Source organism: Cohnella panacarvi Gsoil 349 (genome assembly GCF_000515335.1).
Taxonomy (GTDB): domain Bacteria; phylum Bacillota; class Bacilli; order Paenibacillales; family Paenibacillaceae; genus Cohnella; species Cohnella panacarvi.
On sequence record NZ_KI911563.1, the window covers coordinates 3,737,618 to 3,753,169 of the forward strand.

Annotated in this window: 16 protein-coding genes; 13 read left to right on the forward strand and 3 right to left on the reverse strand. The window is 57.7% G+C overall.

Translation table 11 applies throughout. The features are described from left to right. The first annotated feature begins 22 nt into the window (after nucleotides 1-22). The 12 genes from COHPA_RS0118010 to trxB all read left to right on the forward strand — a co-directional run bounded on the left by COHPA_RS0118010 (nucleotide 23) and on the right by trxB (nucleotide 13,358). Complete coding sequence (locus COHPA_RS0118010) at nucleotides 23-904, forward strand: carbohydrate ABC transporter permease (protein ID WP_027087544.1); 882 nt, start codon at nucleotides 23-25, stop codon at nucleotides 902-904. A 2-nt stretch (nucleotides 905-906) separates the two neighbouring features. Beyond that, nucleotides 907-1,749: a carbohydrate ABC transporter permease gene (locus tag COHPA_RS0118015; protein WP_027087545.1), complete on the forward strand. Its 843-nt coding sequence runs from the start codon at nucleotides 907-909 to the stop codon at nucleotides 1,747-1,749. Nucleotides 1,750-1,785: 36 nt separating this feature from the next. After that, complete coding sequence (locus tag COHPA_RS0118020) at nucleotides 1,786-2,769, forward strand: glycoside hydrolase family 43 protein (RefSeq protein WP_027087546.1); 984 nt, start codon at nucleotides 1,786-1,788, stop codon at nucleotides 2,767-2,769. A 396-nt stretch (nucleotides 2,770-3,165) separates the two neighbouring features. Beyond that, entirely contained in the window at nucleotides 3,166-3,729 is a 564-nt protein-coding gene (locus COHPA_RS0118025) for a LemA family protein (protein WP_027087547.1), read from the forward strand. After that, nucleotides 3,729-4,541: a TPM domain-containing protein gene (locus tag COHPA_RS0118030; protein ID WP_027087548.1), complete on the forward strand. Its 813-nt coding sequence runs from the start codon at nucleotides 3,729-3,731 to the stop codon at nucleotides 4,539-4,541. The genes COHPA_RS0118025 and COHPA_RS0118030 overlap by 1 nt, the downstream gene beginning before the upstream one ends. A 215-nt stretch (nucleotides 4,542-4,756) precedes the next feature. Next, entirely contained in the window at nucleotides 4,757-7,801 is a 3,045-nt protein-coding gene (locus COHPA_RS0118035) for a histidine kinase (protein WP_027087549.1), read from the forward strand. After that, nucleotides 7,798-8,916, forward strand: a complete 1,119-nt coding sequence (locus COHPA_RS0118040; RefSeq protein ID WP_027087550.1) for a response regulator — start codon at nucleotides 7,798-7,800, stop codon at nucleotides 8,914-8,916. The genes COHPA_RS0118035 and COHPA_RS0118040 overlap by 4 nt, the downstream gene beginning before the upstream one ends. 110 nt (nucleotides 8,917-9,026) lie before the next feature. Beyond that, on the forward strand, nucleotides 9,027-9,389 hold the full coding sequence (locus tag COHPA_RS0118045; protein ID WP_027087551.1) for a response regulator: 363 nt from the start codon (nucleotides 9,027-9,029) through the stop codon (nucleotides 9,387-9,389). Nucleotides 9,390-9,535: 146 nt separating this feature from the next. Continuing rightward, nucleotides 9,536-11,002 (forward strand): sialate O-acetylesterase, encoded by a 1,467-nt coding sequence (locus COHPA_RS0118050; RefSeq protein ID WP_035121286.1) that lies wholly within the window; start codon nucleotides 9,536-9,538, stop codon nucleotides 11,000-11,002. Between the two features lie 229 nt (nucleotides 11,003-11,231). Then, nucleotides 11,232-12,038: a hypothetical protein gene (locus tag COHPA_RS23740; RefSeq protein WP_027087553.1), complete on the forward strand. Its 807-nt coding sequence runs from the start codon at nucleotides 11,232-11,234 to the stop codon at nucleotides 12,036-12,038. 4 nt (nucleotides 12,039-12,042) lie between these two features. After that, nucleotides 12,043-12,306 (forward strand): hypothetical protein, encoded by a 264-nt coding sequence (locus tag COHPA_RS0118060; RefSeq protein ID WP_027087554.1) that lies wholly within the window; start codon nucleotides 12,043-12,045, stop codon nucleotides 12,304-12,306. Nucleotides 12,307-12,437: 131 nt separating this feature from the next. Beyond that, complete coding sequence (gene trxB, locus COHPA_RS0118065) at nucleotides 12,438-13,358, forward strand: thioredoxin-disulfide reductase (protein WP_027087555.1); 921 nt, start codon at nucleotides 12,438-12,440, stop codon at nucleotides 13,356-13,358. Between the two features lie 76 nt (nucleotides 13,359-13,434). Here the strand turns inward: trxB and COHPA_RS25870 are convergent, their stop codons facing one another. Then, the gene (locus tag COHPA_RS25870) at nucleotides 13,435-13,596 is read right to left on the reverse strand and encodes a hypothetical protein (protein ID WP_169733279.1); all 162 of its coding nucleotides are present in this window, start codon (nucleotides 13,594-13,596) and stop codon (nucleotides 13,435-13,437) included. Nucleotides 13,597-13,689: 93 nt separating this feature from the next. Further along, nucleotides 13,690-14,430: a winged helix-turn-helix domain-containing protein gene (locus COHPA_RS0118075; RefSeq protein ID WP_027087556.1), complete on the reverse strand. Its 741-nt coding sequence runs from the start codon at nucleotides 14,428-14,430 to the stop codon at nucleotides 13,690-13,692. 221 nt (nucleotides 14,431-14,651) lie between these two features. Here COHPA_RS0118075 and COHPA_RS0118080 point away from each other — a divergent pair, with 221 nt between their 5' ends. Next, nucleotides 14,652-15,323 carry an HAD family hydrolase gene (locus tag COHPA_RS0118080; protein ID WP_027087557.1) on the forward strand — a complete coding sequence of 224 codons (672 nt, stop codon included), beginning with the start codon at nucleotides 14,652-14,654 and terminating at the stop codon, nucleotides 15,321-15,323. On the opposite strand, the gene COHPA_RS0118085 is transcribed toward COHPA_RS0118080, so the two are convergent. After that, entirely contained in the window at nucleotides 15,296-15,499 is a 204-nt protein-coding gene (locus COHPA_RS0118085) for a hypothetical protein (protein ID WP_027087558.1), read from the reverse strand. The two genes, COHPA_RS0118080 and COHPA_RS0118085, sit on opposite strands and share 28 nt — an antisense overlap. Between the last annotated feature and the right edge of the window lie 53 nt (nucleotides 15,500-15,552).

The window sequence follows — 15,552 nt, forward strand, 5'->3', positions numbered from 1 at the left end:
AGGAAAGGAGCGAAACGGCGGTATGAAATGGATGTATTCCCAGCGGCTCGCGCCCTACGTATTCGTGCTTCCGTTCGTGCTTTCGCTCGCGGTCTTTTTCGTCTATCCGGTGCTGTCGACGTTCATCATGAGCTTCCAGGAAGTGCTGCCGGGTCAGACGCATTTCATCGGCTGGGCGAACTACGAGAATTTATGGGACGAGTCATTCTACACGGCGCTGTGGAACAGCTCGAAGTATACGTTCTGGACAATTGTCGTATTAATTCCGCTGCCGCTCGTGCTCGCCGTCTTCTTGAATTCCAAGAGGATGAAGTGGAGCGGATTTTTCCGGTCGGCGCTGTTCGTACCGGCTTTGACGTCGGTCGTCGTGGCGGGCATCGTGTTCCGGCTCGTGTTCGGATCGCTGGACGCTTCGGTCATGAACTCGATACGGCACCTGTTCGGCTTCGAGACGATTAACTGGCTGGCTAGCAGCACGACGGGCATGCTTGTTCTCGTTATTCTGGCGACTTGGCGATATGCGGGCATTAACATCGTGTATTTCATGTCTGCCCTGCAATCTATTCCCGACGAGCTCTATGAATCGGCGTCCATCGACGGTGCGAACACGTGGCAGAAGTTCTGGCGCATTACGCTGCCGCTCTTAAAGCCGATCTCGATCTATGTCATTACGATCAGCATTTACGGCGGGTACGCGATGTTCACCGAAAGCTTCATCCTGTGGAGCGGCAACCGTTCGCCTAACGATATCGGGTTGACGATGATCGGGCTGCTCTATCGTCACGGTATCGAGAAGAACGAGCTAGGTCTCGGATCAGCGATCGGTGTCGTGCTGCTGACGATTACGATGGTCATTAATGTCATTCAGCTTCGCTTATTCGGCTTGTTCAAGAAGGAGGATTAACGATGAGCGTTAGAAGATTCAGCCCGCAAACGTTACTTCTCCTCGTCTTGTTCGTTATCCTGGGCGCTCTCGCTTTGTTCCCTTTCTATTGTCTGGCGCTCGCTTCGTTCAAACCGTCGAAGGAGCTTCTCCGGTTCGGCCTTAATATCAAGCTGCAGGCGGATTTGCTCTCGTGGAACAACTACTCTTTCATTTTCTCGGCGGGCGGCGCGAAGTACATTACCTGGTATAAGAACAGCTTGGTCATTACGGCTGTCTACACGGTGCTGTGCATGCTGCTGTCTTCGATGGTCGGCTATGGCCTTGCGATGTACCGATTCTTCGGACGCAACCTGATCTTCATCTTCGTGCTGCTCGTCATGATGGTTCCGATCGAGATCATCATGCTGCCGCTTTACAAGCAAATGATCGCGCTTAACCTGATCGACACGTTCAGCGGGGTCATTCTGCCGTTCGTCGTATCTCCGCTGCCGATCTTTTTCTTCAGGCAGTACGCCGCGGGTTTGCCGAAAGACTTCCTCGATGCGGGAAGAATCGACGGCTGCTCGGAATACGGCATTTACTTCCGAATTTTCGTGCCGCTAATGACGCCGGCCTTCGGCGCGATGATTATCGTGCAGGCGCTTGCCAGCTGGAATAGCTTCGTATGGCCGCTCATCGTGCTCAATTCGGGCGAGAAGCTGACGTTGCCGATCGGCTTGTCCAGTCTTGTGACGCCATACGGCAACAATTACGATATTCTGATCGCCGGCTCCGTGCTTGCGATCGTGCCGATCATGCTCGTATTCGTCTTTTTCCAAAGATACTTCGTATCCGGACTGACGGTCGGCGGCGTTAAGGGGTAAATAAGGGCTAGCTAAAAACAAAAAGCAGGTGACAGGATGGGAGTCCAACAATCGAATATGAACGGCGTTAAGCCGTTGATCGAACAGCGCGCGGATCCGCATATTATCAGGCATACGGACGGGTTCTATTATTTCGCCGCTTCCGTGCCGGAATACGACAGAATCGAAATCCGCGGCGCAAGAACGATAGAAGAGCTGGCTCGTGCTAAGCCGGTCGTCATCTGGAGGAAGCGCGAGTCCGGCTTGCTTAGCGCGAACATTTGGGCGCCCGAAATTCACCATATCGACGGCAAATGGTATATCTATTTTGCCGCCGCGCACACGTCGGAGACGAACGAAGGGCTGTTCGATCATCGCATGTTCGTCCTGGAGAACGGGAACGCCGATCCATTGGAAGGGGAGTGGGAAGAGAAAGGGCAAATCCGCGCGGCATGGGAAAGCTTCTCGCTGGACGCGACGACCTTCGAGCACCGCGGCACGCGTTACCTCGTATGGGCGCAGAAGGACCCGGACATCCCTGGCAACTCCAATCTGTACATCTCGGCCATGAGCAATCCGTGGACGTTAACCGGCAAGCAGATGATGCTGACGATCCCCGAATACGACTGGGAGACCATCGGTTTCAAGGTGAACGAGGGTGCCGCTTTTCTGCGCAAAGACGATAAGGTGTTCATCTCCTATTCGGCCAGCGCGACGGATTTCAACTACTGCCTAGGGCTGCTCGAAGCCGACGCCGACGCCGACCTGCTCGACGCCGCATCGTGGCGCAAATCGCCGGCTTCCGTGCTGACCACGGACGAAAGCATCGGCATGTACGGCCCGGGACACAACAGCTTCACCGTCTCGGAGGACGGGACGAAGGCGTTGTTCGTCTTTCACGCAAGGACGTATAAGGAGATCGTGGGAGATCCGCTATACGATCCGAACCGGCACACGTTCGTCGCGGAGCTTCAATGGACGGCCGACGGAAGGCCGGATTTTCGCGGTTCCGTCTCTATGCTTCCGCGCTTCAGAGCTTAATCGATGATGGTTGCAACCCCAGGCTGCTCTTGCGGCTTGGGGTTGTTTGCGTTAGGGGAAGCGATTGGCCGATCATTGCGCCTGCACGGAGTACAGTTACGCCTGTGACACCAAACGGCCATAGCTCACTATACCTGCACAGAGTACAGTTAATTTAGCAGATAACGGGCAAACGGGCGGATATGGCGGACTTGGGCTGTATTCTGTGCAGGTATTGAGCGGAATAAGGTGCATTGGGATTGGTGCGTAACGCTTCCGAATACTTCGTTATGTGCAGCAAGATTTGGGTAAATACTAGATTGGGAAGGCCTGATGCATGATACGAGACGAGCCGCATACAGTAGGGTTGTCTAGGAAATTCTTGTGCGCTTGCAAGGAACGAAGGGGGAGTTAAGGATGAAAGGTTCGATGAAGGCGTTGCTGATCGTCGGGGCGATCGTTGTCGTCATCATCCTGGCGGCGGTCAGCTCGTACAACAAGCTCGTCAGCGCGGATACCGCGGCGGACAATGCGTTCGCGTCCATAGATACGCAGTTGCAACGCAGGGAGGACGTCATTCCGAACTTGGTTAATACGGTCAAAGGTTACGCCGCGCACGAGAAGGAAGTGTTCACGGCGATCGCCGACGCGCGCAGCAAGCTGGCCGGCGCGACGACGCCGGAGCAAGTATCGGACGCGAACGCCGAGCTGGAGAGCGCGTTGTCCCGATTGCTCGTCATCGTCGAGAACTATCCGACGCTGAAGGCGGATGCCCAGTTTACGAGGTTGATGGATGAACTAGCGGGTACGGAGAACCGGATCGCGGTCGCGCGCCAAGATTACAATAACGCCGTAACCTCGTACAATACGCGGATACGCAAATTCCCGTCATCGATCTTCGCGGGCATGTTCGGATTCGAGAAGAAGGCGCTGTTCAAAGCGAAGCCGGGCGCGGAAACCGTGCCTGAAGTGAACTTCTGATGACGGCGGAAGCTCGAATGGACGGCGGCCGGAAGATTGTCGCGTTGCTGTTGCTGACGGTTCTGTTCGCCGGGCATGTCGTTGTCGCTTTCTCAGGCATAGCCTTGGCGGCGATAGGAGATTCCGGTTACGGCGTTTACGTCGTCGACGAAGCGCAAGTCATCTCCGCGAAGGCGAAGAATCGGCTTTACAGCAGCGCGAGATGGTTGCGCGATCAGACCGGTTCGGCGCAGGTCGGCGTCGTCACCGTTCCATCGTTGGAAGGAACGACGCTCGAGCGGTTGGCCGTAGACACCTTCCGCAAGCTCGGCCTGGGCAGCAGCAGGCGCAACGATGGCGTGCTGCTGCTCTATTCCGCTGCGGATAAGCATGTGCGGATCGAAGTCGGCTATGGGTTAGAGGGACGAATTCCGGACGGTAAAGCGGGGGCGATCCTCGACCAATATTTCGTCCCGAACCGGGACGCGGGCCAGCTCGACGCTGCGTTCACCCAAACCCAGAGCGCGATAATCGTCGAGGTTGCCGCGGAGTACGGGATCGACGCGACGGGCAGCGTCGAGAACATCGCGCCTCTGACGCCGCAGCCGTCCGGCGGCGAACCAGGTTTCTTCGCAAGCGTGCCGTCGTACGTGAAGGTTCTGCTCGGATTCGGCGTCGTGCTGCTTATCGTCCTCGATTTCAAGTTCACCGGCGGCGCGGTCACGTGGTCTATTCTTAGCATGGTCGGACGCAGGGGCGGAGGCGGAGGCGGACGATTCGGCGGAGGTCGCGGCGGAGGCGGCTCCTCCGGGGGAGGCGGCGCAAGCAGGTAGAACGGTTACGGGTTTTCCCGCATCGCTCGGCCCCATTGCGGAGAATTCCCGGTTGTATCTGCGACGGCCTCGCAGACCGCTAGAGCGGGCGATGCCTGAATTTCAATGCTGCGACGGCCTCGCAGACCGCTAGAGCGTAGAGGAAAACGGGCGTATTTTGTCGAATATCTATTCATAGACGACGTCAACGAACGTCGGCAAGAATAGGTGCGGCAATGAAAGCAATGAAACTTAAACTCGGATTGATCGCGGCTGCGTTCTTCTTATTATTCGGCGCGCGACTGATATGGACGGTAGAGACGGGCAAAGATTCGCCGCGCGCCGAAGCAGGCGTGCTCGATCTAACGCAGTGGAAAGGCTCGCTCAACGATGTTTTGGCGCTCCGCGGCGAATGGACGTTCTATCCGGGCGTATTGCTAGAACCGGGCGAGCGGCTGCCGGACGAGTCACAAAGGCGAGTGATTAGCGTCCCTGGAGGATGGGACCATGCGGTTGGGGGCGATAAACCAACCGCTATTGGCGTTGGTACGTATCGGCTGCTCGTCCGCCTCCCGGAGCAGGAAGACGTTCATGAACCTTACGGGCTGAGGGTGCAGCGAATCCGCACGGCACATAAGTTATTCGTGGACGGCAAATGGCTTGGACAACAAGGCGTGCCGGGGGCGAGCAGCGACCGGACGACGGCAGGCATGCTGCCCTACACGGCGAGCTTCGAGCCAAGCGGCGGGCAGTTCGAAGTGCTGATTCAGACGGCCAACTTCCACTACGGTACGTTAGGCGGCATATTCGACGATATCCAATTCGGCAGCAAAACCGCGATCGAACGCGAGAGCAAGCTGGCTTTCGGCGGAAACAGCTTGATGATGGGGTTCTATATCGTTAGCGGCGTATATTTCTTGCTGCTGTACCTGTTCCGTAAACGACATCCCGAATTGCTGTATTTCAGCTGCGTGTTCTGGTCCTCCTTGCTGTTCTGGGGGACGCACGGGGAAAGACTCCTGCTGCTGATCTTCCCGCCGCTTAACTATGAATGGCAATCGAAGCTGCAAATGCTCTCGTCGCTCGGCATCTATTCATCGTTATTGCTATTCGTCCGCGCCATGTTCCCGGGGTTCGATCGCCCGCGGGTAACGAAACCGCTGATCGCGATTGCGGGCGCGATCGCGCTGTTTACGATCGTCACGGAGGTGCAGCTATATTCCCGGTACGAGGCGCAGGCGATCGGGGGCGTCTCGATGCTCTTTTTCTATGCGTTGTACATTCTGGTTCGCGCGGGAATCGCGGGGGCATTCGGTTCGATCTATATTTTCATCGCGGCGTTGAGCATTCTGTCTGAGTCTTTAATGCAATTGTTCGTGTATTCGGGCATGTTGCAAAGCTCCGATGCATTCCCGGCGGAACGGTTGATGTTCATCTTCTGCATGGCGATACTGATCGCCAGACGGTTCTTCACGAACATGGACAGGGTGGAAGTGCTGTCGAAGGAGCTGCAGTTGAAAGATCGCCTGAAGGACGATTTCCTGGCGAATACGTCGCAGGAAATCCGCGCTCCGCTGCAAGCGATGATCAATCTGGCGCAGTTGATGCTCGAAGAGAAAACGCCGAAGGATCAGACGCAGACGGAACGGCTTCAGCTTATGGTGGCTACGGGCAGGCGGATGTCGCAACAGCTAAGCGATATGATGGATTTGACTAAGCTTAACGAAGGAAATATCGAGCTTCATCTTCATGCCGTGGACGTACGGATGACGATTAACGGCGCGATCGAAGTCATGCGTTATATGACGGGCGGAAGAGACATCCGCTTCGACAATCAGACAAGCCCCGGGCTTCCTTATGCGAAGGCGGACGACCAGCGCGTGATGCAGTTGCTGTTCAATTTGCTTCATCACGCCGTGAAGTCCGGCGCCGAAGGCTCCGTGACGGTGAAAGCGTCTCGCAAGACGGGGGACAACGCCATTAACGTACAAGTAACGGCCAGCCGGAGCGACCCGGGCTTCGGCGCGGAAGTCGCCCAGGAATCCGCGGTTGACGCGGATATCGGTCTGGCGATCAGCCGCAAGCTGGCGGAAATGCACGGCGGACGCTTCGTCGCGAACCGGCCGTCGCGGCACATGCTGGAGCTCGGGTTCACCTTGCCTCTTGCGGATCCCGCGGAAACCGCCGTATCGAACGCGCACGCGTTCGTTGAAGCCGGCAAGCTTGCGGCCGCGACGACGATGCGCAAGGCGGCGAAGAAAGACGAAAGCGTCAAGACGGGGGCACAGCGCGTGCTGATCGTGGAGAACGATCCGGTCTCGCTTCAGATCATGGAGCACATTCTCATCCAAGAAGGTTTGGAAGTTACGATCGCTACGGACGGACTGGAAGGCTTAAGGATCTGGGAACGCGAGGCGGAGTGGGATATGGTCGTCTTGAACGTCATGCTGCCGCGCCTCACCGGCTACGACCTATGCCGTAAAATCCGCGAGCGGCACACGTTCTACGATTTGCCGGTGCTGTTCCTCACTTCGCGCCATCAGCCGGCCGACCTGCTCGTCGGCTATAACGCGGGAGCGAACGATTACGCGATCCAGCCGATCAACGATTCCGAGTTCAGGGCCCGCACGCGCACGCTGCTTCGGATGAAGCAGTCCATTCGGGATCAGCTGCATATGGAGATGGCGCTGATCCAGGCGCAGATCAAACCACATTTTCTATACAACACGCTGAACACGATCGCCAGCTTAAGCGAGATCGATCCCGAGCGGACGCGGGAGCTTCTTAACGATTTCGGCAGCTATTTGCGAAGCAGCTTCGATCTGCGGAACTTGGATCGATTCGTCTCGTTCGGCAAGGAATGGACGCTCGTCCATTCGTATCTTCAAATCGAGCAGGCGCGCTTCGGCGGCCGGATGAGCGTCACGACGATGCTGGCGGAGCATCCGAATTTCAGCTTGCCTCCGCTGACGATCCAACCGATCGTGGAGAACGCCCTGCGTCACGGCATTCTCACCCGATTCGAGGGCGGACATCTTCATATCGAAGTGTCGGGGGGAGCGGGCGGTTACTTAATCTCCATACGCGATAACGGCGTCGGCTTCCCGCAAGAGAAGATCGACGCGGTGTTGTCCGGAACGCACCGCGGAGGCATCGGCCTCGTGAACGTCCATCAACGGCTGCGGAACGCGTTCGGGACAGGGTTGACGATCAAGAGCACGGTTGGGGAAGGCACCGAAGTAAGCTTCAGGGTGCCTGCTATGAAGGAGGACAACGTATGAGAGCCATTGTCGTCGACGATGAGTATTTAGCATTGGAGAGCATGACGCGGCTGCTGCAGCGGTTCGACGTGCAGGTGGCGGGAGCTTTCCAGGATCCCAGGCAAGCGCTGAAGCGACAGAAGGAGCTGGATGCGGATGTCGCGTTCGTCGATATCGAGATGCCCGAGCTGAACGGCTTGGAGCTGGCGGCCCGCTTGCAGGCGGCGCAGTCGGATTTGCAGATCGTGTTCGTGACCGCCTATGAACAGTATGCGATCGAAGCGTTCGAGCTGGCGGCAATCGATTACCTGCTCAAGCCGATCGAGCTGAGGCGGCTCGAGATGACGATTCGCCGGTTGCGGTCGAGACCCGCGGAAGGCCGCCCCGAGCCTCAGGGCATGATGGCTGCGACCGTATGCTTTTTCCACCACTTGAGCTTCCAAGACGCGCAGGGGAATCCGATCGACGTCGCATGGCGCACCGCGAAGGCTCGCGAGCTGCTCGCCTATTTGATTCATTCGGGCGATAAAACGCCGAGCAAAGAAGAGCTGCTGGACCGCATTTGGCCGGATGCCGATCCGGACAAGTCCATTACGCACCTGCACACGACGATATACCAGATCCGGCAATCGATGAAGACGATGGGCATTCCGTTAAACCTCCAATACAAGGAAGGCCGTTATCGCGTCGAGCTGCGCGACACCCAAGTCGACGTGATCGTGTGGGAAAAGGCAATCCGCGACGCGATCGAAGCGGGGGACGACAAAGCGGTAACGCGTCTATTGACGCAAAACTATCGCGGCGACTATCTCGAGACCGAGGACTACATGTGGTCGGACGGAGAACGGGAACGGCTTCGCGCGCTGTGGCTCGATTATGCGCTTAAGAACGCTGCCCGGCTGGAAGAGAACGGCTCATCCAGCGACGCCCTGACGCTCTATCAACAGATGCAGCAGCGCTATCCGGAGAACGAGGAAAGCTATTTCGGCCTGATGCGGCTATACGGCAAGCTGGGCAATCATAGCGAGGTTCATCAGCAGTATGCGAAGCTCGCGGAGATGCTTAGGGAAGATTTCGACGCCGAGCCCGGCGAACCGATTACGACGTGGTATACGCAATGGAACGAACGCAAATAAAGAGAGGCCGCCGGCCGCTGAACGGGGATGTTCAGAATTTGATCAGCCTTGTCGGATAAGATCGAACCATCAAGTTAGACGATCGGTTCTGTCTGTCAGGAGGTTCGGGCATGGCTAAAATAATGATAGTTGACGATGCGGCTTTTTTGCGAGCGATGCTGAAGGATATACTGGTTGGGGCCGGTCACGAGGTCGTCACCGAGGCGGGCAACGGCCAAGAAGCGGTGGAGCGGTACATGGCTTTCAAACCGGACGTCGTGACGATGGACATCACGATGCCCGTTATGGAAGGCGTGGAGGCGGTCAAACAAATCCGCAAGTTCGACCCGAAGGCGAACATCGTGATGTGTTCGGCCGTCGGTCAGCGGAATCTCATCATCGAGGCGATTCAGAGCGGCGCCAAAGATTTCATCACGAAGCCGTTCCACTCGTCGCGGGTGCTGGAGGCCGTGCATCGGGCGATCGGAATGTAATCGGAAGCAGACAAAGGCGCGCTGCCTGGCAGCGTGCTTTTTGTATGGTCGCGCGGCGAAAACGATAAGTTGAAGGGTGGACACTGTACGGGTTTTGTGACACCATCGAAGATAGAATTCGGAGAAGAGGCGGGATCTACGTGTCGATGAAACTGCAAGCGAACGCATTGTTTACGGATCATATGGTGCTGCAAAGAGAGCGGGGTATTCCCGTGTGGGGAACGGGAACGGACGGCGATACCGTAACGGTGCGCATCCGGGAAACATCCGTGCGGGATGTCGTACGCGGCGGCGAATGGAAGGTCACCCTTCCGGCGATGCAAGCCGGCGGCCCGTTCGAGTTGACGGTGGAAGCGGGAGGTGACAAGCTGACGTTCCGCGACGTGCTCGTCGGCGACGTGTGGCTAGCGGGCGGGCAATCGAACATGGAGTGGCGCCTAGCGGACTCCTTGAACGCGGAGCAGGAGGCGGCCGCGGCAGATTTCCCGCGAGTACGCTATTACGAAGTGCCGCGCGTCGCATACGACGACGGTCAAGAGCATGCGGGAGCTTGGGCGGTATGCTCTCCGGAGACGGCCCTGCGGTTCACGGCGGTCGGCTACCATTTCGCGAGAACGCTCGTCGGCGAACTGGACGTGCCGATCGGTATCGTCGGCTGCAACTGGGGCGGTACGTCCGCGTCGTGCTGGGTGCCGGAGGAGGCGCTCGCGAACGATCCGGAATTGCGCGTATACGTCGATGTGTATAAAGAGAAGATCAAGGATCTTAATCCGGAGACCGCCAAGAAGGAACAGGCTGACTATCAAGCTGCCGTGGATGCCTGGGTTCGCAGGCAGTCCGAAGGGCTCACGGGCGCGGAACTCGGCGATTTCCCCTGGCCGCCTCCGCTGAACGAGCTCAGCTTTCTGCGGCCAAGCGGGCTGTACGGCACGATGCTGAGCCAGGCGGCGCCTTACGCGATTAAAGGCTTTATTTATTATCAAGGCGAGAGCGACGCGGACCGGACGTATCTGTACGATCGGCTGATGGCGGTCTTGATCGGCCAATGGCGCCAAGATTGGGGCGACGCCGAGCTGCCGTTCTTGTTCGTTCAACTGCCAGGTTACGCGGACCCCTACGATCCCGAGGGCGTGAACTGGCCGCTGCTGCGCGAGGCGCAGCAAAAAGTAACGGAACAGGTGCCGAATACGGCGATGGCGGTCATTCTGGATTGCGGCGAAGAGAACGACATCCATCCGCGCGACAAACGGCCCGTCGGCGAACGCCTTGGCCGCATCGCGCTGAAGGAAGTTTACGGGCGGGACACGGCATGCTACGGACCGTTCTTCAAGAGCTTGGCTGTCGAAGGGACCAAGGCGATCGTAAGCTTCAGCCATGCGGAGAGCGGGCTCATGTCGCCCTCGGCCTCCGGCGAAGTGCTCGGATTCGAGATCGCGGGAACGGACGGCAGATTCGTGAAAGCCGATGCGGTTATCGCAGGCGGCACGGTAGCGGTGAGCAGCGCCGAAGTGGCTGCCCCGGCCGCGGTGCGGTACGCGTGGGCAAGCTGGCCCGCCGCGACGCTGAAGAACGGGATCGGCCTTCCGGCTGCGCCGTTCCGGACATCTATTTAATTACAAGCATCGATATCCCCATCCGTCAGGTTAGGGGGGATCGATGCTTGTTTGTTGTTCATAGGCGCTCCGTTGCGCACCGTTCAAAAATAGGTTCATAGAGCAAGTCTGTTATCCAATCGGTTTGCGACAAATGGTCATATCTTGATCAGTACAAGCCGTCGCGCTTGAAAAAGCGGCCGTGCTTGCGCGGTCGGCAATAAATCCGCGACAGGAAGGAAGTTAACCGTTGAACACTGAAAATCATGAACCGACTTCCGAGGAGCCATCTGCGTACGGAGCGAGGCTTGCGCAAGTCGTCGTCTTGTATCGACGGTGCATTGCCGGCGACAAACAAGCGTTGAACGAAGCCGAAGAGTTGCTCGAAAGCCTTCGCGGCGAATATCCGGGTCGTCCGCTTGCGGATGCCTATCACGGAGGGATTATGATCCTGAAGGCGCGGGATAAGCGCATTCCGTTGCTGAAACTGAGACACGCCCGCAAAGGGTTGAAGCTTCTAGACCATGCCGCGGCAGCGGCGCCGCAGGATCTTACCGTACGATTGCTTCGCGGAAAGGCGGTATTCCATTTGCCGGAGGAGCATTTTCGCCGTACGGCGACGGTCATCGAGGATTATACCTTGCTGCTGCGGCACGAGGACGAACTGAAGAAAAGAGTGAATCCCGAAGGCGTGCCCCAACTGATCGACGAGCTCGGAGACGCGTACCTCAGAGTCGGGCTGCACCAGGATGCGGCGAATTGTTGGAGACGATTGGAGCAACAGACGGAATATCCGGCCTATCAGCAACTGGCGCGAACGAAGCTTAAGTCCGTGGAAGGCAGGCCTCCGGTCGAGAAAGTCAAACGGACGACAGACGTGTCCGCCGCGTCCATCCTCGTTGGCCTCGTTGCGGGCGTAACGGGCAACACGCTTTTGGATATGGCCGGAATCGGCAGGAATAGCCCGAATTTCCGGCGCGGCAAGGGAAGCAAGAGAAAGATCGGCAATCAAAGCGGAGCCCGAAGAGACAGGAACGGGGATCGAGCGAGGAGGTGAGCGAATGTCCAAACGCAACAAAGTAATCTCCTATCTCTATGAGAACTTTCAAATAGAAGGCAAGACGATCCTATCGGCAGCCGCCGCAAGCGGTTTGCGGAGCGTGAACGAACAAATCAAGGAATCGACGGGCAATCCCGGGACTCCCCTTACGGTCGGCAGCATTCTCGGCGCCTTGAAAACCGGCATGCTATCGGCCAGCCAACAGGCTATGGTAACGACGTTGGACCGCCTGAACGATAGGGCAGCGGGGGAAAATAAAGCGTAGATTACGCGCGAGGCAAATCTGCGGCTTCTTCTTCATGAAATCTTCATGATACGTTCATCAACCCTTCATGAAGCATCGGCGTAGGGGTGGTATCATGAATGATAGATTGAAGACGAAGGAAGTGTCGTTAGATGTATAAAACCATTATTATCGGTACCGGTCCCGCGGGATTGACCGCGGCAATCTACTTGGCACGGGCGAACTTGAACCCGCTCGTTATCGAAGGACCCGAGCCGGGCGGCCAATTAACGACGACGACAGAGGTCGAGAATTTCCCGGGCTTCCCTGAAGGCATCATGGGTCCCGAGCTTATGGCGAACATGCGCAAGCAAGCGGAGCGCTTCGGCGCCGAGTTCCGCTCCGGCTGGGTGAACTCGGTCGACATGTCGCAGCGTCCGTTCAAGCTGCAAGTCGAAGGTCTCGGCGAGCTTGTCGCGGAGACGCTGATCATCTCCACGGGCGCATCGGCTAAATATCTAGGCATTCCGGGGGAAAGAGACAACGTCGGACGCGGCGTAAGCACGTGCGCGACTTGCGACGGCTTCTTCTTCCGCGGCAAGAAAATCATCGTGATCGGCGGCGGCGACTCGGCGATGGAAGAAGCTCACTTCTTGACGCGCTTCGCCAGCGAGGTCGTGCTGGTCAATCGCCGTAACGAGCTGCGGGCTTCGAAGATCATGCAAGACCGCGCGCGCGGCAACGAGAAAATCAGCTGGAGCTTGAACCGTACGCCGCTCGAGGTGCTAAGCGGACCGCTTGGCGTAACCGGGCTGAAAGTGAAGAACAACGAGACCGGCGAAGAAGAAGTGATCGAAGCGAGCGGCGTATTCGTCGCGATCGGCCATACGCCGAACACGAAGTTCCTCGGCGGTCAACTGAACACCGACGAGAACGGCTATCTGCTCGTCACGCCGGGCACGACGGAGACGAACGTTCCGGGCGTGTTCGCTTGCGGCGACGTGCAAGATCATCGTTACCGTCAAGCGATCAGCGCCGCGGGAACGGGATGCATGGCGGCGCTCGATTGCGAGCGATTCTTGGAAGGCCACTGAAGAGTTAGACAGGGAAGGGCACGGGAGCGGAAGCTCCCGTGCCCAATGTGCTTTCTATGCAACTACTCCTGCGCGATTAGTGGTCCGGCTCTTCGGCCTCGTCGACGCTGCAATTCGCGCTGACGGCCGATTGGAATTCTTCCTCGTTGGACGATCCAAGCTTGTCTCCGAATTGGTCCAAGCTTCCCGGCTTGCCGACCGGACCGTCGTTGTCCGGTTTGTTGTTGCGACCCGACACCTTGTCACCCTCCTCCGCGATAGAATGGTTGCACCGATTAGGATGCGCCAAAAAACGAAAAAGGTTCGGCAGAATTCGAAGCTTCTGCCAAACCTATAGATCCGCCAAGCGATAGCCGACTCCTCGGACGGTGCTGATATAGCGCGGCGTGCGCGGATCGTCTCCGAGCTTATTGCGCAAGCTGCGAATGTGGACGTCGACCGTGTTGCTGCCCCACTCCGCCGCGGAGGCTTCCCCGCGTGCGTCGCTGATTAGCTCGTCGCGGGACTTCACGCGGCCTTCCGCGGCGAGCAACGATCGGAGAAGATCGAACTCGGTCCGCGTTAATTCGATTCTTGCCCCGCCTCGCATCACGGTCATCCGATGAGGGTCGAGCGCAAGGTCCTTGAACGCGAGCAACTCGGAAGACCGCTCGGTTTCCGCCGCCGTGGCATCCGGCAACAGGGCCGCCAGCGCCTTGATTCGCTGGATGACATGCCCGATCGGGCTCGGCCATTGCACCCAGTGGCCGCCGTACGCATCCGGATCTTCCGGCGCGATCTTAACGAGCGAGATCGCCGGGGTTGATCCAAGCTCCGCGTAGCCGGGCGATGCGCTGTCCATGGTACGGTCTACGATGACGACGTTGCCCTTCATGATCCCAAGCAGCGGATCGTCCGCGTGATGAAGCAGCAACACGTCGTAGCAACGAACCGCCAAGTCGGCGACGAGAGAGCGAAGGGAAGCCGGACGAGGGCTGATCACGAGCACGCGGTTCGTAATCTCGCACAGCTCGATCGCTTCCGGATCGAACGTATCTTGCGGATCTTCTTGTAGCTGCCTTTGCTCCTGCATGCGGACCCTCCTCTCCATTCGCTTATCGTCTCCGCGGCGTAATTTTTCCGAAATCCGATATTGCTTGAATGAGTATTAATGTAATCATAATCGCTAGGTCTGTCAACCGCGCATAATAACCGTAGAACTTTGCCGATTTCCATAAACGCGCCATCGTCCGTCTTCCTCGTGATATAATCGTCACTATATATTCGAGTATGGATAGAAGGGGAGAGAGACGGATGATTAAAGCGGTCGTGTTCGATTTGGATGGGACGTTGGTCGATACGGAAACTTGCGCGTACGAGGCGATGCGCGACATTTATAAGCAACATGGTCAGGAGCTGCCGCTCGACAAGTGGTCCCTGGCGATCGGCACGCACGGCGGATTCGACGGGTACGGGTATTTGGAGGAGAGAATCGGGAGGAAGCTGGACCGCAAAGCCATCCATAAACAATTCTGGGATTTGCACGAGGAACGGGTGAGCAAGATGCCGCTCAGACCCGGCGTCCTGGCTAGACTCGAAGAAGCGCGCGAGCTAGGGCTCAAGATCGGGCTGGCATCCAGCTCGCAGAGGTGGTGGATCGAGAAGGTAACCACGCTGGCGGGCATCCGCGAATACTTCGAAGCCGTCTGCTCCGCGGACGACGTCGAGCGCGTCAAACCGGATCCGGCCCTCTATCTGCATGCGGCGCAAGCGTTAGGCGTCGCACCGGGAGAGGCGATCGCGATCGAGGATTCGATGAACGGGCTTCGCGCCGCCAAGGCTGCCGGACTCGTCGCGCTCGTCACGCCGAATCCGGTCACGTCCCATATGGATTTCTCCGGCGCGGATGCCATCGTCCAAGACCTCGAGCATATCACTTTCGCGGAATTAGCCGGCCGTTACCCAGCCTCGTCGAAGTCCAAGTGAGCTCTTGCCCGTTCGAGAGCCGCAATCAGCTCGTCTAGCTCGGCGCGGCTTTCGATATAATGGGTGACGAATTTCGGGCGGTAGCCGCTGGTCGACAGCTCGAGTTGTACGTGTCTCTTGGCTTTGTTCGCGACGATCAGAATGTTATCGGTAGAATACAGTACGTTATTCGACATATAGAGAAGACCTCAACCTTCAATAATAGAATTGCGACTAACATACCATACAT

Bases quoted from the DNA above. Each gene is read 5' to 3' on its own strand.
- COHPA_RS0118010 (WP_027087544.1), top strand. From the start codon at position 23: ATGAAATGGATGTATTCCCAGCGGCTCGCGCCCTACGTATTCGTGCTT.
- COHPA_RS0118015 (WP_027087545.1), top strand. From the start codon at position 907: ATGAGCGTTAGAAGATTCAGCCCGCAAACGTTACTTCTCCTCGTCTTG.
- COHPA_RS0118020 (WP_027087546.1), top strand. From the start codon at position 1,786: ATGGGAGTCCAACAATCGAATATGAACGGCGTTAAGCCGTTGATCGAA.
- COHPA_RS0118025 (WP_027087547.1), top strand. From the start codon at position 3,166: ATGAAAGGTTCGATGAAGGCGTTGCTGATCGTCGGGGCGATCGTTGTC.
- COHPA_RS0118030 (WP_027087548.1), top strand. From the start codon at position 3,729: ATGACGGCGGAAGCTCGAATGGACGGCGGCCGGAAGATTGTCGCGTTG.
- COHPA_RS0118035 (WP_027087549.1), top strand. From the start codon at position 4,757: ATGAAAGCAATGAAACTTAAACTCGGATTGATCGCGGCTGCGTTCTTC.
- COHPA_RS0118040 (WP_027087550.1), top strand. From the start codon at position 7,798: ATGAGAGCCATTGTCGTCGACGATGAGTATTTAGCATTGGAGAGCATG.
- COHPA_RS0118045 (WP_027087551.1), top strand. From the start codon at position 9,027: ATGGCTAAAATAATGATAGTTGACGATGCGGCTTTTTTGCGAGCGATG.
- COHPA_RS0118050 (WP_035121286.1), top strand. From the start codon at position 9,536: ATGAAACTGCAAGCGAACGCATTGTTTACGGATCATATGGTGCTGCAA.
- COHPA_RS0118060 (WP_027087554.1), top strand. From the start codon at position 12,043: ATGTCCAAACGCAACAAAGTAATCTCCTATCTCTATGAGAACTTTCAA.
- trxB (WP_027087555.1), top strand. From the start codon at position 12,438: ATGTATAAAACCATTATTATCGGTACCGGTCCCGCGGGATTGACCGCG.
- COHPA_RS0118075 (WP_027087556.1), bottom strand. From the start codon at position 14,430: ATGCAGGAGCAAAGGCAGCTACAAGAAGATCCGCAAGATACGTTCGAT.
- COHPA_RS0118080 (WP_027087557.1), top strand. From the start codon at position 14,652: ATGATTAAAGCGGTCGTGTTCGATTTGGATGGGACGTTGGTCGATACG.
- COHPA_RS0118085 (WP_027087558.1), bottom strand. From the start codon at position 15,499: ATGTCGAATAACGTACTGTATTCTACCGATAACATTCTGATCGTCGCG.